The 22,593-nt window shown below is 65.5% G+C and carries 21 protein-coding genes; 9 read left to right on the forward strand and 12 right to left on the reverse strand.

Features of this window, described 5'->3' with window-relative positions; genetic code table 11:
- The first annotated feature begins 158 nt into the window (after positions 1-158).
- The 5 genes from B6S44_RS17560 (at position 159) to B6S44_RS17580 (ending at position 6,351) form a co-directional block, all read left to right on the forward strand.
- Entirely contained in the window at positions 159-2,333 is a 2,175-nt protein-coding gene (locus tag B6S44_RS17560; protein ID WP_129158176.1) for an acetate--CoA ligase family protein, read from the forward strand.
- A 188-nt stretch (positions 2,334-2,521) separates the two neighbouring features.
- A complete protein-coding gene (sucC, locus tag B6S44_RS17565) occupies positions 2,522-3,718 on the forward strand; it encodes an ADP-forming succinate--CoA ligase subunit beta (RefSeq protein ID WP_129158177.1) in 1,197 nt (398 codons plus the stop codon).
- A gap of 124 nt (positions 3,719-3,842) precedes the next feature.
- Positions 3,843-4,772: a succinate--CoA ligase subunit alpha gene (gene sucD, locus B6S44_RS17570; RefSeq protein WP_129158178.1), complete on the forward strand. Its 930-nt coding sequence runs from the start codon at positions 3,843-3,845 to the stop codon at positions 4,770-4,772.
- 145 nt (positions 4,773-4,917) lie between these two features.
- Positions 4,918-5,649, forward strand: a complete 732-nt coding sequence (locus B6S44_RS17575; RefSeq protein ID WP_129158179.1) for a GntR family transcriptional regulator — start codon at positions 4,918-4,920, stop codon at positions 5,647-5,649.
- A 141-nt stretch (positions 5,650-5,790) separates the two neighbouring features.
- A complete protein-coding gene (locus B6S44_RS17580) occupies positions 5,791-6,351 on the forward strand; it encodes a GNAT family N-acetyltransferase (RefSeq protein WP_129158180.1) in 561 nt (186 codons plus the stop codon).
- A 26-nt stretch (positions 6,352-6,377) separates the two neighbouring features.
- Here B6S44_RS17580 and B6S44_RS17585 read toward each other — a convergent pair whose 3' ends face one another.
- From B6S44_RS17585 to gcl, 5 genes are all read right to left on the reverse strand, one after another.
- Positions 6,378-7,208, reverse strand: coding sequence for a fumarylacetoacetate hydrolase family protein (locus B6S44_RS17585; protein WP_129158181.1), 831 nt, complete (start codon positions 7,206-7,208; stop codon positions 6,378-6,380).
- Between the two features lie 17 nt (positions 7,209-7,225).
- The gene (locus B6S44_RS17590; protein WP_129158182.1) at positions 7,226-8,284 is read right to left on the reverse strand and encodes a 2-dehydropantoate 2-reductase; all 1,059 of its coding nucleotides are present in this window, start codon (positions 8,282-8,284) and stop codon (positions 7,226-7,228) included.
- 14 nt (positions 8,285-8,298) lie between these two features.
- A complete protein-coding gene (locus B6S44_RS17595) occupies positions 8,299-9,189 on the reverse strand; it encodes a 2-hydroxy-3-oxopropionate reductase (RefSeq protein WP_129158183.1) in 891 nt (296 codons plus the stop codon).
- Positions 9,190-9,234: 45 nt separating this feature from the next.
- Positions 9,235-10,020 (reverse strand): hydroxypyruvate isomerase, encoded by a 786-nt coding sequence (gene hyi / locus B6S44_RS17600; protein WP_129158184.1) that lies wholly within the window; start codon positions 10,018-10,020, stop codon positions 9,235-9,237.
- 71 nt (positions 10,021-10,091) lie between these two features.
- Positions 10,092-11,870 (reverse strand): glyoxylate carboligase, encoded by a 1,779-nt coding sequence (gene gcl / locus B6S44_RS17605; protein WP_129158185.1) that lies wholly within the window; start codon positions 11,868-11,870, stop codon positions 10,092-10,094.
- 237 nt (positions 11,871-12,107) lie between these two features.
- Here gcl and bhcR point away from each other — a divergent pair, with 237 nt between their 5' ends.
- A complete protein-coding gene (bhcR, locus tag B6S44_RS17610) occupies positions 12,108-12,938 on the forward strand; it encodes an HTH-type transcriptional regulator BhcR (RefSeq protein WP_129158186.1) in 831 nt (276 codons plus the stop codon).
- Between the two features lie 37 nt (positions 12,939-12,975).
- On the opposite strand, the gene sucD (B6S44_RS17615) is transcribed toward bhcR, so the two are convergent.
- The 3 genes from sucD (B6S44_RS17615) to B6S44_RS17625 all read right to left on the reverse strand — a co-directional run bounded on the left by sucD (B6S44_RS17615) (position 12,976) and on the right by B6S44_RS17625 (position 15,468).
- Positions 12,976-13,857, reverse strand: coding sequence for a succinate--CoA ligase subunit alpha (gene sucD / locus B6S44_RS17615; protein WP_129158187.1), 882 nt, complete (start codon positions 13,855-13,857; stop codon positions 12,976-12,978).
- A gap of 3 nt (positions 13,858-13,860) precedes the next feature.
- Positions 13,861-15,030 carry an ADP-forming succinate--CoA ligase subunit beta gene (sucC, locus tag B6S44_RS17620; protein ID WP_129158188.1) on the reverse strand — a complete coding sequence of 390 codons (1,170 nt, stop codon included), beginning with the start codon at positions 15,028-15,030 and terminating at the stop codon, positions 13,861-13,863.
- Between the two features lie 237 nt (positions 15,031-15,267).
- Positions 15,268-15,468 carry a hypothetical protein gene (locus B6S44_RS17625; protein WP_129158189.1) on the reverse strand — a complete coding sequence of 67 codons (201 nt, stop codon included), beginning with the start codon at positions 15,466-15,468 and terminating at the stop codon, positions 15,268-15,270.
- Between B6S44_RS17625 and B6S44_RS17630 the strand changes: the two genes are divergently transcribed.
- The 3 genes from B6S44_RS17630 (at position 15,455) to B6S44_RS30070 (ending at position 17,303) form a co-directional block, all read left to right on the forward strand.
- Entirely contained in the window at positions 15,455-16,660 is a 1,206-nt protein-coding gene (locus B6S44_RS17630) for a flavin-dependent oxidoreductase (RefSeq protein WP_129158190.1), read from the forward strand. The genes B6S44_RS17625 and B6S44_RS17630 overlap by 14 nt on opposite strands.
- A 3-nt stretch (positions 16,661-16,663) precedes the next feature.
- Entirely contained in the window at positions 16,664-17,011 is a 348-nt protein-coding gene (locus B6S44_RS17635) for a hypothetical protein (RefSeq protein ID WP_129158191.1), read from the forward strand.
- Between the two features lie 160 nt (positions 17,012-17,171).
- On the forward strand, positions 17,172-17,303 hold the full coding sequence (locus B6S44_RS30070; protein ID WP_257791808.1) for a hypothetical protein: 132 nt from the start codon (positions 17,172-17,174) through the stop codon (positions 17,301-17,303).
- A gap of 177 nt (positions 17,304-17,480) precedes the next feature.
- On the opposite strand, the gene B6S44_RS17640 is transcribed toward B6S44_RS30070, so the two are convergent.
- The 4 genes from B6S44_RS17640 to B6S44_RS17655 form a co-directional block, all read right to left on the reverse strand.
- Positions 17,481-19,649, reverse strand: coding sequence for a methyl-accepting chemotaxis protein (locus tag B6S44_RS17640; protein WP_129158192.1), 2,169 nt, complete (start codon positions 19,647-19,649; stop codon positions 17,481-17,483).
- 152 nt (positions 19,650-19,801) lie between these two features.
- Positions 19,802-20,596, reverse strand: a complete 795-nt coding sequence (locus B6S44_RS17645) for an amino acid ABC transporter ATP-binding protein (RefSeq protein WP_129158193.1) — start codon at positions 20,594-20,596, stop codon at positions 19,802-19,804.
- Positions 20,593-21,504 (reverse strand): amino acid ABC transporter permease, encoded by a 912-nt coding sequence (locus tag B6S44_RS17650; RefSeq protein WP_129158194.1) that lies wholly within the window; start codon positions 21,502-21,504, stop codon positions 20,593-20,595. Before B6S44_RS17650 ends, B6S44_RS17645 begins: the two co-directional genes overlap by 4 nt.
- A 164-nt stretch (positions 21,505-21,668) precedes the next feature.
- A complete protein-coding gene (locus tag B6S44_RS17655) occupies positions 21,669-22,565 on the reverse strand; it encodes an ABC transporter substrate-binding protein (RefSeq protein WP_129158195.1) in 897 nt (298 codons plus the stop codon).
- Positions 22,566-22,593 lie beyond the last annotated feature (28 nt).

A 22,593-nucleotide genomic window follows, 5' to 3' on the forward strand; every position in this document is an offset into this window, starting at 1 on the left:
TCACAACTGCGCGCCACGACCTGACATTCCCCTCTTGACAGCCACGCTAATTGGCATGCCAAATACCAATCAAGAACCCGACCGGGCAATCGCGCCGAAGCACGCGAGCAGCCCGACGATGGCTCAGCAAAATAAAATTCCACGGGAGGAAGTGCATCATGACCCAGGCAGCCCTCAAGATTAAGCCGCGCGAAACAGCCGTCGATCAGGCGACGGTCCGCAAGGTCCTGGACGGCGTCAAGGCCGATGGCCGCACCAGCCTGACGGCCCCGGAGGCCAAGCTGGTCTGCGACGCCTACGACATCCCGCTGCCCAAGGAAGGCCTCGCCAAATCGGCCGACGAGGCCGCCAGGCTCGCCGGCGGCATGGGCTATCCCGTCGTCATGAAGATCGTATCCGCCGACATCCTGCACAAGACCGATGCCGGCGGCGTGATCGTCGGCGTCAAGAGCGATGCCGAGGCCCGCGCCGCTCATGACACGATCCTGGCCAATGCCCGCAAATACAAGGCCGATGCCAAGATCGAGGGTATCCAGGTCCAGCAGATGCTGCCGACGGGCGCAACCGAGACGCTGGTCGGTGCGATCACCGATCCCTCCTTCGGCAAGCTCGTGGCATTCGGTCTCGGCGGCATCCTCGTCGAGGTGCTGAAGGACCTGACCTTCCGCCTCGCGCCGGTGAACGAGGCGCAGGCGCTCGAGATGATCGGCTCGATCAAGGCCCAGGAGATGCTCGACGGCGTGCGCGGTAGCGAAGCCGTCGACCGCGGCGCGCTCGCCTCGATCCTTGTCCAGGTCTCGGCGCTGCTCGACGACTTCCCGGAGATCGAGGAGCTCGACCTCAACCCCGTCTTCGCGACGAAATCTGGCGCGACCGCTGTCGATGCCCGCATCGTCTGCAATTTCGAGGCACGCAAGGAGCGTTTCCGCCCCGACCAGGATGCCATCGTCACGGCGATGAACCGCATCTTCCATCCGAAGGCCGTGGCGGTGATCGGCGCCTCGAACGAAGCCGGCAAGATCGGCAATTCAGTGATGAAGAACCTGATCAATGGCGGCTACAAGGGCACGATCGTCCCGGTACACCCGAAGGCCGACACGATCGAGGGCGTCAAGGCCTACAAGTCGATCCTCGATTATGACGGCGTGGTCGATGTCGCGGTCTTCGCCGTGCCGGCCAAGCTCTGCAACGGCGCCATGGACGAGGTCGGCCGCAAGGGCGTTCCCGGCGCGGTGATGATCCCGTCGGGCTTTGCCGAATCGGGCGAGCCGGAGCTGCAGGAGGAGTTGCTGGCGACCGCCCGCAAGCACAATGTCCGGATCATGGGGCCGAACATCTACGGCTTCTACTATACGCCGGAGAACCTCTGCGCGACCTTCTGCACGGCCTTCGACGTCAAGGGCAAGGCGGCCCTGTCGTCGCAGTCCGGTGGTGTCGGCATGTCGATCATCGGCTTTGCCCGTTCGACCAAGATGGGCGTCTCGGCGATCGTCGGCCTCGGCAACAAATCGGACCTCGACGAGGACGATCTGCTGACCTTCTTCGAGCATGATCCGAACACTTCAGTGATCGCAATGCACTGCGAGGACCTGAAGGACGGCCGCGCCTTCTCCGAGGTCGCCGAGCGCGTCTCGAAGAAGAAGCCGGTGATCGTGCTGAAGGCCGGGCGCACCGCCTACGGCGCCAAGGCCGCCGCCTCGCATACCGGCGCACTCGCCGGCAACGACAAGATCTATGACGACATCCTCAAGGCTTCCGGCGTCATCCGCGCGCCGTCGCTGCGCGGCATGCTCGAATATGCCCGCGGCGTGCAGGTCCTGCCGGCGCCGAAGGGCGAGAACGTCCTGATCATCACCGGTGCCGGCGGCTCCGGCGTGCTGCTCTCGGACGCCTGCTTCGACAACGGCCTGACGCTGATGAAGATGCCGGACGATCTCGACGCGGCCTTCCGCAAGTTCATCCCGCCCTTCGGCGCGGCCGGCAACCCGGTCGACATCACCGGCGGCGAGCCGCCGCTGACCTACCAGAACACGGTCCGCCTCGGCCTCAACGACGAGCGCATCCACGCGCTCATCCTCGGCTACTGGCACACGATCGTGACGCCGCCGCTGGTCTTCGCCGACAAGATGATCGAGGTCGTCACCGAGGCCCGCGCCAAGGGCATCGACAAGCCGATCGTCGCCTCGCTGGTCGGCGACGTCGAGGTCGAGAAGGCCTGCGAGAAGCTCTACGACCACGGCATCGTGGCCTATCCGTACACCACGGAGACGCCCGTCGAGGTGCTCGGCGCCAAGTACAAATGGGCGCGCGCCGCCGGCCTGATCAAGGGCTGACCAGCGAGCCTCCAACTCCGCCGACGCCAGGACTCCCTCCAGCGTCGTCGGCTGCACGCATAGCGTGACCGCCGCTCCCATCCGGCAGGAGGGAGCGGCCCCATACAAATCATTCAAGGCTTCTGTTCCGAATGGCCGGCGCCGCGGAAAGGCCCGGTCGCTCTCCCCGAAATCCGAGAGAGATCGCGATGAACATCCATGAATATCAGGCGAAGGGGTTGCTCAGGGAATTCGGGGTGCCTGTCCCGGACGGGTTTCCCGTGCTGACGGCGGAGGATGCCGAAGCCGCAGCGAAGCAGCTGCGCGGCCCGGTCTGGGTGGTCAAGTCGCAGATCCATGCCGGCGGCCGGGGCAAGGGAACCTTCAAGGAGCCCGAGGCCGGCGAGAAGGGCGGCGTGCGCCTGGCGAAGTCGGTGGATGAGGCGAAGGCTTTCGTCCAGCAGATGCTCGGCCACACGCTCGTCACCGTCCAGACCGGTCCAGCCGGCAAGCAGGTCAACCGCCTCTATATCGAAGACGGCTCGCTGATCGACCGCGAATTCTACCTCTCCATGCTTGTCGACCGCGAGGCCTCGCGGATTTCCTTCGTCGTCTCGACCGAGGGCGGCATGGATATCGAGGCTGTCGCGCATGACACGCCCGAGAAGATCAAGACCTTCTCGGTCGATCCGGCGACCGGGATCATGCCGCTGCATGGCCGCACCGTCGCCGAAGCGCTGCATCTCACCGGGGACCTCGCCAAGCAGGCCGAAGATCTGACGGCGAAGCTCTACGCGGCCTTCATCGCCAAGGACATGGCGATGCTCGAGATCAACCCGCTGATCGTCACCAAGGACGGCAAGCTGCGCTGCCTCGACGCCAAGATCTCCTTCGACGACAACGCGCTCTATCGGCATCCGGACGTCTACAAGCTGCGCGACGAGAGCGAGGAGGACAGCAAGGAGATCGAGGCGTCGAAATACGACCTCGCCTATATCGCGCTCGACGGCACGATCGGCTGCATGGTCAACGGCGCCGGCCTCGCCATGGCAACGCTCGACATCATCCAGCTCTACGGGGAATCGCCTGCGAACTTCCTCGATGTCGGCGGCGGTGCCTCCGAAGAGAAGGTCACCGCGGCGTTCAAGATCATCACCGCCGACCCGCAGGTGAAGGGCATCCTGGTCAACATCTTCGGCGGCATCATGAAGTGTGATGTCATCGCTCGCGGCGTCATCGCGGCGGTGAAGACGGTGGGCCTCGAAGTTCCGCTCGTGGTTCGGCTGGAAGGCACCAATGTCGAGGAGGGAAAGACGATAATCCGCTCCTCCGGTCTCAACGTCATCCCGGCGGATGACCTCGACGACGCCGCCCAGCAGATCGTTGCCGCCGTGCGCAAGCACTAGGGCGCTACGCGAAAAAGCGAGAACCGGTTTCCCGCAGAGGAAATGCTCAAAACAACCAAAAACGATCACGCTTCCTGCATTGGGACGAAATCCACCAATGCAACGTGATCCAGGGGGAGCGACCATGTCCATTCTGATCGACAAGACTACGAAGGTCATCTGCCAGGGCTTCACCGGCAAGAACGGCACCTTCCATTCCGAGCAGGCGATCGCCTATGGCACGCGCATGGTCGGCGGCGTCGCCCCCGGCAAGGGCGGCCAGAGCCATCTTGGCCTGCCCGTCTTCAACACGGTCGCCGAGGCCAAGGAGAAGACCGGCGCCACCGCCTCGGTCGTCTACGTCCCGCCGCCGGGCGCGGCTGACGCGATCTGCGAGGCGATCGATGCCGAGGTCCCGCTGATCGTCTGCATCACCGAAGGCATCCCGGTGATGGACATGGTCAAGGTCAAGCGCATGCTGAGCGGCTCGAAGTCGCGGCTGATCGGACCGAATTGCCCCGGCATCGTCACGGCCGGCGAGAGCAAAATCGGCATCATGCCGGCAAACATCTTCAAGCGTGGCTCGGTCGGCATCGTCTCGCGCTCGGGCACGCTGACTTATGAGGCGGTGTTCCAGACCAGTTGCGAGGGGCTGGGCCAGACAACGGCCGTCGGCATCGGCGGCGATCCGGTGAAAGGCACCGAATTCATCGACATGCTGGAGCTCTTCCTGGCCGATCCGGCAACCGATTCGATCGTGATGATCGGCGAGATCGGCGGCTCGGCCGAAGAGGATGCGGCGCAGTTCATCAGGGACGAGGCCAAGCGCGGCCGCAGCAAACCGATGGTCGGCTTCATCGCCGGCCGCACGGCGCCTCCGGGCCGTCGCATGGGCCATGCCGGCGCGATCATCTCCGGCGGCAAGGGCGGCGCCGAGGACAAGATCGCGGCGATGGAGGCAGCCGGCATCAAGGTCTCGCCTTCGCCGGCGCGCCTCGGCAAGACGCTGATGGAGCTGCTCAACGGCGAGGTCGGCATCCAGAAGCGCTGCGCCGAGATCGAGTGGTCCTTCTGATTCTCGCGACGATCGGCGGAGCCGACCTGCTCGCCTGACGACCCCGCGACAACCTGGTCGCGGGGCCGCCATTATGGCGGCCTCGGGGCCTCATTGCCACCTCCCGCATGGACGTAGCGTCAGCCGGGCGCTATGCGCTGCAGCAATGCAGGGAGCAGCGACCTTGAAAACGACCTCGCCCGCCAGCTCGACACAGAAGCTCGTCCTCGAACGCTTCACGCCCGAGGAGACCTTCAAGACCAAGGTCTATGCCTCGCTGAAGCAGGCAATCATCACCATGGATATCTACGGCTCGCCGGAGCCGACCTGGATCGACGAGCGCCAGCTCTCCGAGCAGCTCGGCGTCAGCCGCACGCCGGTGCGCGAAGCCGTCGCGATGCTCGAGCAGGAGGGGCTGGTGAAGTCGCTGCCGCGCCGCGGCATCATGGTGCTGAAGAAGACCAAGAACGAGATCGTCGAGATGATCCAGGCCTGGGCAGCGCTGGAAAGCATGGCCGCGCGCCTCGTCGTCCAGCGCGCCAGCGATGCCGAGATTGGAAAGCTGCGCACGCTATTCAAGGATTTCGACGAGGCCCACAAGCCGTCCGACCATGTCGGCGAATACTCGTCGGCCAATCTCGTCTTCCATCAGACGCTGATCGGGTTGAGCAAGTCGCAGTTGCTCGTCGAGATGACCGACAATTTGCTGCTGCATGTGCGCGGCATCCGCCAGATGACGATCGGGCGCCACGACCGCGCCAGCCGCTCCATCGTCGATCACCTGCAGATCATCGAGGCCCTGGAGCGGCGCGACATCGCGCTGGCCGAGCAATTGTCGCGCGACCACACGCTCGGTCTCGCGGCCTATGTCGACCAGCACGCCGACATCTTCGACTAGGTCGTGGACTTACAAGCGCGCAGCAACAGCGCATCGAAGCGAGTGGGACCATGGCGATGACGGCGGCAGCGAGCTTGTCGTCGCGGTAGAGCCGCTGAAACAGGGCTTCCGGCGCCAGTTGATCGAAGAGGTTGCAACCTCGTGCACACCAAAATCGAAACGTCGCGCCTTATTCTCCGAGCTTGGGGCGAGGAAGACGTCGAGCAACTCGCGCTAGGCTTGAACGATCTTAACGTCGCAAAGTGGCTCGCTTTCGTCCCGCATCCCTATTCGACACCACACGCCCAAGATTGGGTCAGGAGATGCCAGGCGAGTTCGACCGCGGGCAGTCGGCCTGACGCGTACGAATTTGCGGTTGAACTCAAACCTGAGCGACGAGTGATCGGAGGGGTCAGCCTCAACAAGATAGACTGGAAGGCCGGGACGGGTGGTGGAGGAATCTGGATAGCCAACGGTTACCAGGGGCGCGGTTATGGACGCGAAGCGTTTGAGGCGAAGATCCGCTTCGCTTTTTGCGACCTAGGCCTGACGAAGCTGGTCAACGGCTACTTTGACGGCAACGAAAACTCTTGGGCGATGCAGCGCAAATTGGGATATCGACGCGTAGCTGAGGTTCCTAGCCGTTGCATGGCGGACGGAAGGCAAACGATCGAACATATAACGACGTTGCTGCGCAGTGATTGGGAAGATCGCGAGGTCTAAACGCCCAACCGAGCGTGATCCAATGGCTAGCCACCCTGCACGAAGGCGTTCACCAGCGTTCCGATGCCCTCGATCGTCACCTCGATCGTATTGACCGGTTCCTTGATCACGCCGACCCCCAGCGAGGTGCCGCAGCAGATCAGATCCCCGGGCAGCAGCGTCATGTCGTGGGAGAGCCGGCTGACCAGTGCATGCGGCTGGAAGATCATGTCCGCGATCGGATAGTTCTGGCGCTCCTGGCCGTTGAGCAGCGTCCGGACCGTGAGTTCCCGCAGGTCGAGGCCGGTCGCGATCACCGGCCCGAAAGGCCCGAATCCGTCGAAGCTCTTGGCGCGTACCCATTGCGGAAAGGTCGGGTCGGCCGCGATCAGGTCCAGCGCCGTGATGTCGTTGACGCAGGTATAGCCGAAGATGAACTCCCCGGCGGCCTGCGGGCTCACCCGGCTGCAATTGCGGCCGATGACGATGCCGAGCTCGCCCTCATAGACAACCTTGCCCGCATAGGATGGCGGGCGCATCACCGTGAAGCCCGGCGGCGCCGCGCTGGACGGCGCCTTCATCAGGTAGAGCGGCTCCGGCGGCACCGGCATCGCCAGCTTGCCGGCGAGCGCGTGGAAGTTGTTCCAGAGCGCGATGATCTTGGAGGGCGTGCTCGGCGCCAGCAGCGTGACCTCGTCGAGCGGCACCCTCTCGCCCGTCGGCTGCGCGCCAGCGAACAGGTCGCCGCTGTGGATCGCAACCGTCCCTCCAGCGAGCGTGCCGAAGGCTTCGCGACCCGCATGCACGAAGCGCACCCAATGCGCCGTCACCTGGCTGCTCTCTGTCTGCACTGCCTGCCTGAGTGTCGCGTTCAACATGATCCCGCCTCCGCTCGTCACGAGGCCGCCAACTGACGCGGCCGCTCCTGTACGGGTTCAGCCGCCCTTCCCTCGCCGACGAGCGCCTCGGGCGGGAATGTCGGATAGAGCCCCTTCACGCTGGCCATCTGCTGGACGAGTCCGAGCACGGCATCGATATAGGGCGTGCGCGTTTCGGTCAGTCGTCCCATCTCCTGAACAGCCCCCAGCAAGGCATCGATCTCGAGGGGTCGGCCCTTGTCCAGATCCTGCAGCATCGAGGTGCGATGCGCGCCGACGCCTGCCGCGCCATTGATCCGGCGCTCGACATCGACGCGGAAGGTGACGCCGAGCTTTTCGCCGATCTCCTGCGCCTCCAGCATCATGTTACGCGCAAGCCCGCGCGTGCCGGGCTCGGTGGCGACGACGTCGAGCGTCGCATGGGTCAGCGCCGAGATTGGATTGAAGCAGAGATTGCCCCAAAGCTTGAGCCAGATGTCGTCGCGGATATCGGAGAAGAGCCTTGGCTTCATGCCGCCGGCGGCGACCGCCTCGGCGAAGCGCGTCAGCCGCCCGCTCTCCTGACGGTTCGGCTCGCCAAGACCGAACTGGTCGCCATAGACGTGCTTGATCACGCCAGGCTCGGTGATCTCGGTCGCCGGGTAGACCGTGCAGCCGATGACGCGCTCGGGGCCGATCGCGTTCCACTGCCGGTCGCCGGGGTCGACGCTGCGCAGGCGCAAATCGGCATAGGCACCGTCCAGGCCGTGGAAATACCACCAGGGCACGCCGTTCTGGGCGGTGACGACGGCGGTGTCGGGCCCGAGCAGCGGCTTCAGGTCCTCAGCCGCCTCCCAGGCCTGGTGCGCCTTGAGCGCGATGATCACCACGTCCTGTTGGCCGAGATCGCGCGGATCGCGGCTCGCAGGCATCTGCTCGGTGATCGTCTCGGTCTTGGTGACGAGGGTCAGGCCCCTGGCTTTGATCGCTTCGAGATGGGCGCCGCGCGCCACCAGCGAGACGTCGAGCCCACCGCGCTTCAGCATCACGCCCATATAGCCGCCGATCGCGCCGGCGCCGTAGATGCAGATCTTCATGGGCCTTCCCTTTCTTATGAACTCGCGACCTGGTGGTCCGCCATGATCTCCAGCGCTCGCACCATGGCCGAGTGATCCCAGTCCTTGCCGCCATGGGCGACGCAGGCGTTGAACAGCTCCTGCGCCGTTGCCGTGTTCGGCAGCGAGACACCGAGCGAGCGCGCCGTAGACAGAGCGAGGTTCAAATCCTTCTGGTGCAGCCCGATCCGGAAACCCGGATTGAAGGTGCGCTTGATCATGCGCTCGCCATGGATCTCGAGGATCTTCGAGGAGGCGAAGCCGCCCATCAGCGCCTGGCGCACCTTGGCGGGATCGGCCCCGGCCTTGGAGGCGAAGAGCAAGGCCTCGCCGACTGCCTCGATGGTCAGCGCCACGATGATCTGGTTGGCGACCTTGGTGGTCTGGCCGTCGCCATTGCCGCCGACCAGCGTGATGTTCTTGCCCATCAGCTCGAAGAGCGGCTTGACCGTGTCGAAGGCCGCCTGCGGCCCGCCGACCATGATGGTGAGCGTCGCCGCCTTGGCGCCGACCTCGCCGCCAGAGACCGGTGCGTCGAGATAATGACCGCCTTCGGCCTCGATCCTTTTCGCGAACTCCTTGGTCGCCATCGGCGAGATCGAGCTCATATCGACGATGATGCTGCCCTTGTTCAGGCCGAGCGCGACGCCGTCGGTGCCGAACAGGACATCCTCGACCTGCGGCGTGTCCGGCAGCATCAGGATGACGATCTCGCTCGCCGCCGCGACGGCCTTCGGCGTCGGGTGGACCGTGATCGCCTTGGCCTGCAGCTCGGCATCCGGCGCCTTGTGATGGCTTGAGATGTGCAGCGTATGGCCACCCGTGATCAGGTGTTCCGCCATGGGGCGGCCCATGATGCCGAGGCCGATGAAGCCGATATTCGCCATGCTTTTCGTATCCTCCGTTCGACTGGATCGTCGACCGTCTCCCGGTCACGCAGCCTGCGGGTGTCCCGGCAGCCAGATCAGGCCGTCGCGGGTGCTGCGGGCGGGCTTGTACTCGCAGCCGACCCAGCCGGCGTAGCCGATCGTGTCGAGATGCCGGTACAGGAAGGGGAAGTTGATCTCGCCCGTGCCGGGCTCGTTGCGGCCCGGATTGTCGGCGATCTGGATATGGGCGATCCGGTCGAGATTGGCCTCGATCGTGCGGGCGAGATCCCCCTCCATGACCTGCATGTGATAGACGTCGTACTGGATGAAGACGTTGGCTGAATCGACATCGTCGAGCAGGCTCAGCGCCTGCGCGGTGCTGCTCAGGAAGAAGCCGGGCATGTCGCGCGTGTTGATCGGCTCGATCAGCAGCGTGATCCCCTCTTGCGCCAGCTCATGCGCGGCAAAGCGCAGGTTGTTGACCAGCGTCTCGTGCAGCCTGGCACGCTCGACGTCTTGCGGCGCAATGCCGGCGAGGCAGTTGACCTGCCTGCAGCCCAGCTTGGTGGCATAGTCGATCGCGTCGAACACGCCGCGCTGGAACTCACTGATCCGGTCGGGCAGGATCGCGATGCCGCGTTCTCCCGCGGCCCAGTTTCCGGCCGGCAGGTTGTGCAGCACCTGCGTCAGCTTCCAGCGCTTCAACGCGGCGGCAAGCACGTACTTGTCGAAGGCATAGGGGAACAGGAACTCGACGCCCGAGAAGCCCGCTTCGGAAGCAGCCCGGAAGCGGTCGAGAAACTCCAGTTCGTTGAACAGCATGGTCAGGTTTGCGGCGAAGCGCGGCATGGCCTTGTCCCGTGGTTGTGAGGCAGTAGGTAAGGGCGATGGTCAGGTGCGACGGCGCCTGAGAGGCGGTATCACTGCGCCGGCTGCAGCACGGCTTCCGGAGCGGGCAGCGGCAGATCGAGCACCTCCTCGAACTCGACGACATTGTCGATCTCGGTGCCCATGGCGATGTTGGTGACGCGTTCCAGGATGAACTCCATCACCACCGGAACCCGGTATTCCGCGAGCCAGGCCTTGGCCTGGGCGAAGGCGGCCTTGAACTCGTTGGGGCTCTTCACCCGGATCGCCTTGCAGCCGAGCCCTTCGGCGACCGCGACATGGTCGACGCCGTAACCATCGAGATCGGGCGCGTTGATGTTCTCGAAGGCGAGCCCGACCTGGAAATCCATGTCAAAGCCGCGCTGGGCCTGGCGGATCAGGCCGAGATAGGAGTTGTTCACGACGATATGGATGTAGGGCAGGTTGAACTGCGCCCCGACGGCGAGTTCCTCGATCAGGAACTGGAAGTCGTAATCGCCCGACAGCGCCACGATCTCGCGTTCTGGATCGGCGGCGCGCACGCCGAGCGCCGCCGGCAGAGTCCAGCCGAGTGGGCCGGCCTGGCCGCAATTGATCCAGTGGCGCGGATTGTGGACGTGCAGGAACTGGGCGCCGGCGATCTGCGACAGGCCGATGGTCGAGACGTAGCAGACATCGCGGCCGAAGGCCTCGTTCATCTCCTCGTAGACCCGCTGCGGCTTCAGCGGCACGTTGTCGAAATGGCTCTTGCGCAGCATGGTCTCGCGCCGGTCGCGGCACTCCTGGGCCCAGCCTGTCTGATTCTTCAGCAGCCCCTTCCCTTCCCGCTCGCGCGCCACGTCGACGAAAAGCTCCAGCGCCGCCTTCGCATCGGAGACGATGCCGTAGTCGGGGTCGAAGACGCGGCCGATCTGGGTCGGCTCGATATCGACGTGAACGAATTTGCGGCCCCTGGTGTAGGTCTCGATCGAGCCGGTGTGCCGGTTGGCCCAGCGATTGCCGATACCGAGCACGAAGTCGGAAGCGAGCATCGTCGCGTTGCCGTAGCGGTGACTGGTCTGCAGCCCGACCATGCCCGCCATCAGCGGATGGTCGTCGGGGATCGCGCCCCAGCCCATCAGCGTCGGCACCACCGGAACGCCGGTGAGCTCGGCGAACTCGACCAATAACTCCGCAGCATCGGCGTTGATGATGCCGCCGCCGGCGACGATCAGCGGCCGCTCGGCCGCGTCCAGCATCGCCATCGCCTTCTCGATCTGGCGGCGCGAGGCAGCCGGCTTGTAGACCGGCAGCGGCTCATAGGTCTCGTCGTCGAACTCGATCTCGGCCATCTGGACATCGACCGGCAGGTCAATCAGCACCGGGCCGGGACGGCCCGAGCGCATGATGTGGAAGGCCTGCTGGAAGACGCGCGGCACCAGCGCCGGCTCGCGCACCGTCACCGCCCATTTCGTCACCGGCTTGGCGATGGCCTCGATGTCGACGGCCTGGAAATCCTCCTTGTAGAGGCGGGCGCGCGGCGCCTGGCCGGTGATGCACAGGATCGGGATGGAATCGGCTATGGCCGAATAGAGCCCGGTGATCATGTCCGTGCCAGCCGGACCCGAGGTGCCGATACAGACGCCGATATTGCCGGCCTTGGCGCGGGTATAGCCCTCTGCCATATGCGAGGCGCCCTCGACATGGCGCGCCAGGATATGGTGGATGCTTTGCCGGCTCCTCAGCGCCGCATAGAGCGGGTTGATCGCAGCGCCGGGCACGCCGAAGGCCTGCGTCACGCCTTCCCGCTCCAGAACCCTGATCGCAGCCTCGACGGCTCTCATTTTCGGCATGGCCCGTTCTCCCGTGAGAAAACCGTGTACTGGCATACCAAATTCCAGATGGGCGCCCCGGTCAATTTATTTCAGAATATTTTTTCATTTCGACCTGAATTATAATTTCAGTCTTAAAATCAATGGTTTGATATTATCCCAATCGAACTCGATCTGAATTTTAGAAAATTACTCCGCTTTAAACTCACCAGACACCACGTCCATCATCTGCTACCCTCCCGCCGGTGGAGGATACGCATGAGCCTGATCGAGCAACGCAAGGGACGCGGGCGACCGCGCTCGCTGAAGACCGCAATCGCCGGCGGGGCGGTGCAGGCGCTCGATCGCGGGCTGGCACTGCTCGAAATTCTCGCCGAGGAAGACGGCCTGACGCTCAGCGAACTCAGCCGGCGCTCGGGGGTCTCGGCCTCGACAGCGCATCGCGTCCTGCTGACGCTGGAAAACCGCGCTTACGTCCAGCATGACATGGAGCGCGGCATCTGGCTGGTCGGCGTCGGCGCCTTCAAGACCGGCTCGGCCTTCCTGCGCAACCGCCGCGTCGCAAGCATGGGGCGCGCCATCATGCATGCGCTGATGGAGACCAGCGGCGAGACCGTCAATCTCGGCATCGAGGACAATGGCGAGGTGGTGTTCATCTCGCAGGTCGAGAGCCACGATACGCTGCGCGCCTTCTTCCGGGCAGGCAGCCGCGGCGCGATGCATGCCTCGGGCGTGGGCAAAGCGCTGCTGGCCGAGTTCCCGGAGCACCGCGTGCGCCAGATCTGCGCGCTCAGGCGGCTCGAGCGCTTCACCGAGCACACGATAACCGATCTCGCCGAGTTCCTGCGCGAGCTCGCGCAGGGGCGCCGGAACGGCTGGGCGCTCGACGATGAGGAACGCACTCTCGGCATGCGCTGCGTCGCCGCGCCGATCTTCAACGAACATGCCGAAGCGATCGCCGGCGTTTCTGTGTCGGGGCCGACCGTACGCGTGACCCCGCGCAAGCTCGACGACTACGGCCCGATGGTGCGCCGCGCCGCCGACGAGATCACGCGCTCGATCGGCGGCCGATTGCCGAAGCGGGAGTGAGGCGCTCCCGCCCTTCTCCTGCAAGGGAAGAAGCGCGCTATCCACGCCCGGCGAGCGCCTGCCTGATGGTCTCGCCGACGAGATGGGCGCTCGGGGCGATCCGAACGCCGGCGGCCTCCAGCGCCCTGATCTTGCCCGCCGCATCGCCCTTGCCGCGCAAGGTGAGCGCGCCGGCATGGCCCATGCGGCGCTCGAGCGGCGCCTCGCGGCCGACGATCAGCGCGACGACGGGCTTCGAGGCCGGCGCGCCGGCGAGGTATTCGGCGACCTCCTCCTCCTCCGTGCCGCCGATCTCGCCGATCAGCACCACGCCCTCGGTATCGGCATCGTCCAGCAGGAGTTCGAGGCATTCGCGCATGCCGATGCCATGGATCGGATCGCCGCCGACGCCGATCGTCGTCGACTGGCCGAGCCCCGCCGCGGTGACCTGCGCCACCACCTCGCTCGTCAACGAGGCCGAACGCGAGATGATGCCGACGCCGCCGGGGCGCTCGCTGCCGGTCGCCATGACGCCGAGCTTGCCGACGCCCGGCACCAGGATACCCTGCGAATTGGCGCCGACCAGGGTGGTGCGCCCGCCCTTCAGCGCGGCACGCACCCGCACCATGTCGAGCGTCGGCACGCGCTCGGTGACAGTGACTACCAGCGGCATCTCGGCTTCGATCGCCTCGATCATGGCGGCCGCGGCATTGGCGGGCGGCACGAAGACGATGCTGGCATTGGCGCCGGTCTCGCGCCTCGCTTCTGCAACGCGCTCATAGACGGGTAAATTCAGATGCGAGCGGCCACCCTTGCCCGGCGTCACGCCGCCGACGACCTGCGTGCCATACTCCATCATTCGCGCGACATGATGGGTGCCGGCCCAGCCGGTCATGCCCTGGCAGAGAACGCGGGTCTCGCGATTGAGAAAAACGGCCATGACTCAGGCTCCCTTCTGCGCCAGCGCGACCGCTTTCGTGGCCGCAGTCCACATGTCCGGGCAATCGATTACCGCGCAGCCGAAATTCTGCAGGCGCGAGCGCCCGAAATCGGCGTTGTTGCCGGCGAGGCGCACGACCAGCGGCAGCGAGCGGCCGGTACGACGCAAGGCGATGCCGAGCCCCTCGGCGATGGTATCGCAAGCCTGCATGCCACCGCCATGCACATTGATGAGGATGGCGCGCGTCTTCGGATTGTCGAGCAGCAACCCGAAGCCATGGGCGATGTCGAGGCTCTTGGCCGTGGTCCGGATGTCCATGAAATTGGCCGGCCGGCCCTTGGCGGCGACGACCATGTCGAGCGTGGCGAGACCGAGTCCCGCGCCATTCGCCACCATGCCGATATCGCCGTCGAGCTGGACATAGTTGAGCTGGTGGCGCTGGGCCTGCAATTCGGCGGCGCTGGTGTCGTCCTCGTCGCGCAGTGCCCCGAGCTCGGGATGCCGGAACAGGGCGTTGTCGTCGAGCGTCATCTTGGCGTCGAGCGCCGCCAGCCTGCCGTCTTCGGTGATTGCGAGCGGATTGATCTCGATCAGGCTGGCATCGAGCTCGACGAAGGCCCGGCGCAGGCCGTCCACGAGTGCGCAGCCCTGCCCGTGCAGCGCACCCTCCAGGCCGAGTGTCCCGACGAAATCCGCCACCTCCTGCGTCCGCGCCTCGCCGCCGGTGCCGAGCCAGAGCTCGCGGATATGGAACTCGCCGCGCGCCGCCTGCTCTTCGATATCGGCGCCGCCCCGTTCACTGCCGATCAGCATCACTTCGCCCGAAGTGGAATCGACCAGCAGGGCAAGATGCAGCTCACGCCGTACCGGCAGCGCACGCTCGACGAGGACTCGCCTGACGATCTGGCCCGCCGGCCCAGTCTGCGCAGTCACGAGCGTCTTGCCGAGCAATTCTTCGGCCGCAGCCTCGGCAGCGGCGGGGGTTTCCGCCCGCCGAATTCCGCCGGCGTGCGCGCGGCCACCGGCATGGATCTGCGCCTTGACCACCACCGGGCCACCGAGGCGCTGGGCAATCTCGCCCGCCTCCCGAGCGGTGATCGCGACGCTGCCTTCCGGAGCAGTCAGCCCGTAGCGTGCCAGCAGATGCTTCGCTTGGAACTCATGGATTCTCACGACCCGGTCCCTCCCACCATCGCGCCGTGCCCGACGCTGTTATATTCTGGCATACATTATGCCAGAATATAACAGCGTCAGCAACTGACTACCGCCCCTTCCGCTCGATAGATTGTCAGGCAGCTTGACTAAATTGATCAGGCGGCATTACCAATTGGCACGGGAAGCCGCAGAGAAAACGCTTTGGGACATCCTTCCAGACGGAACGCCTTGGGCAGTTGCATGCGGGCAAGCAGCTCACCCGGGCCCCACCTGCCGAGACACGTTTTCTCGCTTGCGCCGCTGAACACGTGCTTTTGCCAGCGGGACTGGAACGGAGCCCCATTGCGGCGTCGGCGACAGCCTGCTCTCGCCGAAGCCGTCGCCATGCCAATCGCAAAAGAACCAAGCAAGACTCACCGGGATCATTCCAGGAGAATAGACGATGAAGATCGCCATCGCGGGCGCCGGTATCGGCGGCCTGACAGCAGCTTTGTGCCTCATCGAGAAGGGCTACGACGTCCGGATCTTCGAAGCGGTCGAGACGCTGCAGCCGCTCGGCGTAGGGATCAACGTCATGCCGCATGCGTCGGGCGTGCTGCACGGGCTCGGGCTAGGCGACGCCCTCGACGAGATGGCGATCCGCACCCGTGCGATCGAATACCGCACGCGTTTCGGCCACCTGATCCAGTCGGACCCACGCTCGGTCGAGGCCGGCTTCGACTATCCGCAATACTCGGTCCATCGGGGCGAGTTGCAGTTCCTGCTGCTCGATACGGCTCGCGCCCGGCTGGGGCGGGATGTGGTCGTGCCCGGCAAGGCCCTTGCCGGGTTCACGCAGAACGGCGACGGCGTGCATGCGCGCTTCGCCGACGGCACCGCCTATGACGCCGATCTCCTGATCGGCGCCGAAGGGTTCCGTTCGAAGGTACGCCGACAGCTCCATCCGGGCGAAGGACCCGCTCATTACGAAGGCACGATGATGTGGCGCGGCGCCAGTCTGCAGGCGCCCTTCGGCGATGGCCGCACCATGTTCATCGCCGGCGACCACGACGTGAAATTCGTCTGCTACCCAATCAGCCGCGCCGCGCACAACGGCAATGCACTGATCAACTGGGTTGCCGAAGTGCGCCACGATCAGCCGCGAGCGGCCGATGAGGCCGACTGGACCCGCGAGGGCGATCGCGACTTCATCGCGGAGTTCCTGGACTTCCGGATGCCGGACATCGACATCCCTGCTCTACTGAGGAGCACCTTGAAGATCACCCAGTATCCGATGATCGATCGCGACCCGCTGCCGTGGTGGACGCAAGGGCGGGCCACCCTTCTCGGCGACGCCGCCCATCCGATGTACCCGATGGGAGCAAACGGGGCCTCGCAGGCGATCATCGATGCGAGGGCTCTCGCGGACTCGCTTGCCGCGCAGCCAGGGCCGGAAGGCCTGCTCGCCTACGAAGCCGTCCGGCGACCCGTCACCACCAATGTGGTGCTCAACAACCGCAAATCGGGCCCTGAGCGCGTCCTCGACATCGCAGCCGCGCGCATCAAGGGGCCTGGCGACCGGATCGAGGACCTGATCTCCCCAGCCGAGCTGGAGGAGGTCGCAGCCAGTTACCGTCAGGTCGCCGGCTTCCTGAAGAAGGCGGTCTAGCCCATGCGAACATTGACGCTTCAGCAAGCGGGTGGCGCAAGCGATCCTGTTCACGCCTTGCTGAACGCGGGCAGTATCGTCGGCGCGATCGTGCTGGCCCGCGTGATCGACCGCACGGGTTCGTTCAGAATCCTATGGGCGGCTCTGCTGAAGCTCGCCATCATTGCTTTGGCTCTCTGCGGCTGCAGCGGCGCTGACCAGCCCACTGGAGTCGCCAGGAACCTGACTGTGGGAACCGCGCAGTGCTCCAAGTTTTCCTGGGGCATCTCTCAAATGGCGGAATGTCTCGATCAGGCCGCAGCCCGCCAATCGGCGACTGCCGGCGGGACGAAGGGCAGTGACCGCGGCTGATGCCTTTCCGGCATCGAAGCCCACCCCCCGCCGCCCGGCGGCACCATCACAAGACAGCGAGATCGCAGGGTGCCCGCGCGCGACGCTTGTGCAGTGCAGCAATTGTTCATATCTAACCCGTGCCTGAAGCAACCTCCCAACCATTCGAAAGGAGCGATCCATGCTGGAACGGCACGATTGTGAGTGCGCGCTCGAGACCGAGCACGACCACGAGGAGAACCTCGAAGCGCAGCAGCAGGATGCCGACGAAGCGTTCTCGCCGCGTGACCATCAAGCGGGCTTCTGGAGCTAGAAGCTGACACGAGTGCGGAGGGCATTGCTGCCCTCCGCCGATCGCGGCAACGTGGAACGAGGCATCTCTCACAAGTTGACGTAAGCCCGATTTCGCAGCGATCGCGATTGCCCGGGGCAAATAGCTCGGAAGATATCGTTCTTCGCCGGAAGGAGCGTTCGCAGGCGAGCTCGCCTCTCAGGCTGCGTGACGCGCGGGACTCGGCGAGGCCTGCCCCCGTAATGGCCCAGGCGCTTCGAGGCTGAAATAGGAGACCAGCGCGGCGAGCCTGTCGGCCTCCTGCGCCAGGGCCTGCGAGGCTGCGGTCGACTGCTCGGCCATGGCGGCGTTCTGCTGCGTCGCCTGGTCCATCTCGTTGACCGCGGTGTTGACCTCCTGCAGGCCGGTCGCCTGCTCTTGCGCCGCCGAGGCGATCTCGGCGACCAGCGAGGTGACGCGGGTGATCTCGCCCGACATCCGGCCGAGCGCGCTGCCGGTCTGGCCGACGAGGGCCACGCCCTTCTCGACCTCGATGCTGGACGCAGTGATCAGGCCCTTGATCTCCTTGGCGGCTTCCGCCGAGCGCTGGGCCAGCGCCCGCACCTCGGAGGCGACGACCGCAAAGCCCTTGCCGGCGTCGCCGGCGCGCGCCGCCTCGACCGAGGCGTTGAGCGCGAGCAGATTGGTCTGGAAGGCGATCTCGTCGATGACGCCGACGATCTGCGAGATCTCCTCGGCCGATTTCTCGATGCCGCCCATGGCCGCAACCGCATCGCGGACGATCTCGCCCGACTGCTCGGCCTCGCCCTTGACCTGGCTGGTGGCGAGGCTCGCCTGGCGCGCACCCTCGGCGGTTTGGCGCACGGTCGCGGTCAGCTGGTCGAGCGCGGTCGCGGTCTCCTCGACCGAGGAGGCCTGTTGCTCGGTACGGCTGGCGAGGTCGTCGGCGGCCTGGCTGATCTCGCCCGCGCCCGCCTTCATGCTCTCGGTGTTCGTCGCGATCTGACGCATCGTATCGCGCAGCTTGGCGATCGCCGAATTGAAGTCGTCCTTCAGCTTGGTATAGCCCGCCGCGACCGGCTGATCGATGCGATAGCCGAGATTGCCATTGGCCAGATGCTCCAGGCCGGCACCGAGCGCGGCGACCACGACCGCCAGTTGCCCGGTGGCTTCCTGGCGCTCGGCTTCGTTACGCGTCCTCTCGGCATCGGCGGCGTGGCGCTGGGCCTCGACCTCCCGCTCCGCATCGCGCTTTTCGGCGGCGATGGCCTCCTTCTCGATCGCGGCGCGCTTGAAGACGTCGACGGCCTGCGCCATCTCGCCGATCTCGTCACGGCGCGACAGGGACGGGACGAGCACGTCGCGATCGCCCTGCGCCAGCGCCGTCATCGTGCGCGTCATGCCGCGGACCGGGGCGGCGATCCAACGGTTCAACATCCAGGCGCAGGCGATCGCCGAGATCAGGCTGACGAGCGCGACCAGGGCCGAAGCCGACATCGCAGCATCCATGATCGAACTCAGAGCTGAGATGTCGGAGACGAGCGCATAGGCTCCGATCACATCGCCCCGGTAGTCCCTGACCGGCGCATAGACGATGGCGCTGTCGCGCCCGCCAGTGGCGAGGCGCTGGATCTCCGTCGTTCCACCCAGGCCAAGGCGCAAGGTTTCCTGCGAGAGCAGGCCGTCATCGGGAAGCGTCGAGGCGAAGCGCTTGAGCTCGCCATTGGCGAGGACGAAGAATGCGATGTCGTGTCCGGACATCTTCTTGAAGGCGTCGAAGAACGCCTGGCCGAAACCGAGGCCGACCTCGACGGTTCCGACGGCCTTCCCCTCGAAACGGACCGGCATCACGCCGCGAACGCCGAGACCCTCGACGCCGTTTTCCAGGCCGAAGACCGGCCTGCCCGCCTTGTTGGCCTCGACCACCGTGAACCGGAAAGAGGACAGGTCATCGCCGAACTTCTCCGGGCGATGCGCGCGCAGGAACGAGGTCGCCGGCGCAACGTGGAACTGCAGCTGGACGACGCCGTCATTCGCCTTCAGCGCCGCGAAGCCGGGGACCGTCGCCGCGGCCAGGGCCTCGCGATCGCCGGCGGCGAAGCGCGCCTGGATCTGGGCGTTGCTCGCGATGACATGCGCCATCGACACGGCGCGCTTGACCTCGCTGTCCAGGCTGGTGCGCAAGGTTTCCTGGGCGCTGGTCATTTCGCGGGCGATGGTCTCGGTCAGAATCCGGTTGCCGAGCCGCTGCGTCGAGAAGGCGCCGGCCGCTGCGACGAGTGCGACGGCTGCCGTCAGGGCCATGCCGATGACCGCCCCGACGCCAGTCAGGCGAAAGCGCTGCCGCGGCGTTTGCGGATGGCCCATGTTCAGTCTCCCCGGTCTTCCCACCTCTTTCCATCAAGATATTCAGATATCTGATAATGATCGTTTAACGTTAACCATGGCGCCGTGGCCGGCCGGCACGAAAGCCCGGCACGCTTGCACCGCGAGATAGGGCTGACGGGGTTTGCGCCCCCTCAGGCCGCTTCGCGGATGAAGCGGCTGAGGAAGAGGCGGGTGCGCGGGTGGCTCGGATTGGCCAAGACCTGTTCGGGCGGGCCCTGCTCGACGACGAGGCCGCCATCCATGAAGACGACGCGGTCGGCCGCCTCGCGGGCAAAGCCGATCTCATGGGTGACGACGATCATGGTCAGGCCCTGGCCGGCGAGATCGCGCATCGTCGAGAGCACCTCGCCGACGAGCTCTGGATCGAGCGCCGAGGTCGGCTCGTCGAAGAGCATCAACTTCGGCCGGATCGCCAGCGCCCGGGCGATCGCGACGCGCTGCTGCTGGCCGCCGGAGAGCTGGCGCGGATAGGCGTTGGCCTTCTCGGTCAGGCCGATGCGGGCGAGCAGCTCCATGGCGTAGTCGGTCGCTTCCTTGCGACTGCGGCCATGGACGCCGACCGGCGCCTCGATGATGTTCTCCAGCGCCGTCATGTGGGGAAAGAGATTGAACTGCTGGAAGACCATGCCGATCTGGCGGCGCTGCGCCGCGATGGCGCGGGCCGAGAGCTTGATCAGCCGCTCGCCGCTGAGCCGGTAGCCGATCTGCTCGCCGGCGACCATGATCGAGCCGCGATTGATCGCCTCGAGATGGTTGATGCAGCGCAGGAAGGTCGACTTGCCGGAGCCGGACGGCCCGAGCACGACGACGACCTCGCCCGGCATGACGTCGAGATCGATGCCCTTCAGCACCTCGTTATGGCCGAAGGATTTGTGGACGTTGCGGGCGCTGACCAGCGGCGCGGCGTCGGTCGCAATCGCGCTCATGGCGTCGGCTCCGCAATGACGGGCATGGGTTCGCTCGCGCCACGTTCGCCGCGGGCATAGTAGCGCTCGATAAAGCCCTGGCCGATATTCAGCACGGTAGTGATGACGAGATACCAGATCACCGCCACCATCAGCATCGGGACGACCTCGAAGGTGCGGTTGTAGACCGCCTGCACCGAATAGAGCAGATCGGCCATGGCGATGACGCTGACCAGCGAAGTCGCCTTGATCATGCTGATCAGCTGGTTGCCGGTCGGCGGCACGATCGAGCGCATCGCCTGGGGAATGATGACGCGCCACAGCGCCCGCGCCCGGGTCATGCCGAAGGCGTCGCTCGCCTCGGACTGCCCCTTGTCGACCGAGAGCAGGCCGCCGCGGATGATCTCGGCCATATAGGCGGCTTCGTTCAGCGAAAGACCGGCGATCGCCGCCGTCATCGGCGTGATCAAGTCGTTGGTGTGCCAGCTCACCAGCGTCGGCCCGAACGGGATCGATATCGAGATCTCGGGGAAGAGGGTCGAGAGGTTGTACCAGAAGATCAGCTGAACCAGCAGCGGCGTGCCGCGGAAGAACCAGATGAAGAGGCCGGCGAGCCCGCTGAACAGCCGGTCGTCGGAAAGCCGGGCGATCGCCAGCAGGAGGCCGATGATGACGCCGATCACCATCGCGACGACGGTGAGGCCGAGCGTGACATAGAGCCCGCGCAGGATCGACTCGGCCGTGAACCACTGCGCCACGACGGGCCAGCCGAAATTCGGGTTCCAGGCGACGATCCAGGCGAAGTTGGCGCCGACCGCGAGCACGAAGGCCCAGGTCAGCCAGCGCCCCCATTCGAACGGTCGGTGGGCGTTGGCGACGTCGCGCAACGTCGCCTGCCGATCAGGTGTCAATTGTACTGCGCTGCTCATGGTACGGCCGGCCCCTTCCCTACCGTCCTCATCCTGAGGAGCCATTCCGGCAGGAATGGCGTCTCGAAGGATGCTTCAGGAGGCTCTGGTGACATCTGGACCATCCTTCGAGACGCCGCTGCGCGGCTCCTCAGGATGAGGGCTCCTATGAAAAGCCTGCCCGCTCAGTTCTTCGAGAGGTTGATGCCGGGCTCGCCGATCATGTTGTTGTCGAGCCCCCATTTCTTGAAGATCGCCTCATAGGTGCCGTTCGCCTTGAGCGCCTTGATGCTGGCGAGCAGCACCTCGCCGAGCGGCGAGCCCTTCGGCACGACCGCGCCCTGGAACAGGTCCTGGAAGCCGTTGGCCTTGCCGACCGCGGCGAGCTCGAGATCGCCCTTGGCCTGTTGGACGAAATAGGTCAGCGGCGCCTGCGAGGAGAAGAAGGCGTCGGAGCGACGCGAGCGGACCGAGAGGATCGAGGTCGGCTGGTCGGTGAAGGACATCACCTCCAGCACGGGCTTGCCCTCGGCCGTGCATTTCTCGGCCTGGGCCTTGATCACCTTCTCGGCGGAGCCCGCCGACATCACCGCGATCTTCTTGCCGCAGGTGTCGTCGAGGCTGCCGATCGCCTTCGGATTGCCCTTCTGCACCGCGAAGATCACGAATTCGCGGACATAATCGACGAAATCATTGGCCTCCTGGCGTGTCTTGAAGTCGCCGATCGGGCCCATGGCGAACTGGAAACGGCCGGCGGCGATGCCGCTCAGCGCCGCGGCGAGCCCGCTCACCGTCGCATGCTCGATCTTGACCCCGAGCAGCTGGCCGATCGCGTCGGAGAGCTCGGCGGCCGCGCCGGTCATGGTCTTGGCGTCGGTAACGATCTCATAGGGCGGGAAGGAGCCGTTATTGACCGAGATCATCTTGCCGGCCGTGCGGATCGCCTCCGGCAATTTGGCGCGCAGGGCCTCGTCGACTTTCTGCTCGGGAATCTTGATGCCGGCGTCCTGGCCGAAGGCCGGGCTCTGAAGAAGCGCCGCAGCAAGTGCGGCGGCTCCCGCGAATCTAACGATCATGTTCATGGCAACGTTCCCCTTTTTTGTTGTCAGT

Source organism: Allobosea sp. Tri-44 (assembly GCF_004123845.1).
In the GTDB taxonomy this organism is placed as follows: domain Bacteria; phylum Pseudomonadota; class Alphaproteobacteria; order Rhizobiales; family Beijerinckiaceae; genus Allobosea.

Coding starts and splice junctions, on each gene's coding strand:
- B6S44_RS17575 (WP_129158179.1), top strand. CDS start 4,918: ATGCAGGGAGCAGCGACCTTGAAAACGACCTCGCCCGCCAGCTCGACA.
- B6S44_RS17590 (WP_129158182.1), bottom strand. CDS start 8,284: ATGAAGATCTGCATCTACGGCGCCGGCGCGATCGGCGGCTATATGGGC.
- B6S44_RS17635 (WP_129158191.1), top strand. CDS start 16,664: ATGCGAACATTGACGCTTCAGCAAGCGGGTGGCGCAAGCGATCCTGTT.
- sucC (WP_129158177.1), top strand. CDS start 2,522: ATGAACATCCATGAATATCAGGCGAAGGGGTTGCTCAGGGAATTCGGG.
- B6S44_RS17595 (WP_129158183.1), bottom strand. CDS start 9,189: ATGGCGAATATCGGCTTCATCGGCCTCGGCATCATGGGCCGCCCCATG.
- gcl (WP_129158185.1), bottom strand. CDS start 11,870: ATGCCGAAAATGAGAGCCGTCGAGGCTGCGATCAGGGTTCTGGAGCGG.
- B6S44_RS30070 (WP_257791808.1), top strand. CDS start 17,172: ATGCTGGAACGGCACGATTGTGAGTGCGCGCTCGAGACCGAGCACGAC.
- bhcR (WP_129158186.1), top strand. CDS start 12,108: ATGAGCCTGATCGAGCAACGCAAGGGACGCGGGCGACCGCGCTCGCTG.
- B6S44_RS17655 (WP_129158195.1), bottom strand. CDS start 22,565: ATGAACATGATCGTTAGATTCGCGGGAGCCGCCGCACTTGCTGCGGCG.
- sucD (WP_129158178.1), top strand. CDS start 3,843: ATGTCCATTCTGATCGACAAGACTACGAAGGTCATCTGCCAGGGCTTC.
- B6S44_RS17645 (WP_129158193.1), bottom strand. CDS start 20,596: ATGAGCGCGATTGCGACCGACGCCGCGCCGCTGGTCAGCGCCCGCAAC.
- B6S44_RS17640 (WP_129158192.1), bottom strand. CDS start 19,649: ATGGGCCATCCGCAAACGCCGCGGCAGCGCTTTCGCCTGACTGGCGTC.
- B6S44_RS17560 (WP_129158176.1), top strand. CDS start 159: ATGACCCAGGCAGCCCTCAAGATTAAGCCGCGCGAAACAGCCGTCGAT.
- hyi (WP_129158184.1), bottom strand. CDS start 10,020: ATGCCGCGCTTCGCCGCAAACCTGACCATGCTGTTCAACGAACTGGAG.
- B6S44_RS17625 (WP_129158189.1), bottom strand. CDS start 15,468: ATGGCGATCTTCATCGTCTATTCTCCTGGAATGATCCCGGTGAGTCTT.
- B6S44_RS17650 (WP_129158194.1), bottom strand. CDS start 21,504: ATGAGCAGCGCAGTACAATTGACACCTGATCGGCAGGCGACGTTGCGC.
- sucD (WP_129158187.1), bottom strand. CDS start 13,857: ATGGCCGTTTTTCTCAATCGCGAGACCCGCGTTCTCTGCCAGGGCATG.
- B6S44_RS17585 (WP_129158181.1), bottom strand. CDS start 7,208: ATGTTGAACGCGACACTCAGGCAGGCAGTGCAGACAGAGAGCAGCCAG.
- B6S44_RS17630 (WP_129158190.1), top strand. CDS start 15,455: ATGAAGATCGCCATCGCGGGCGCCGGTATCGGCGGCCTGACAGCAGCT.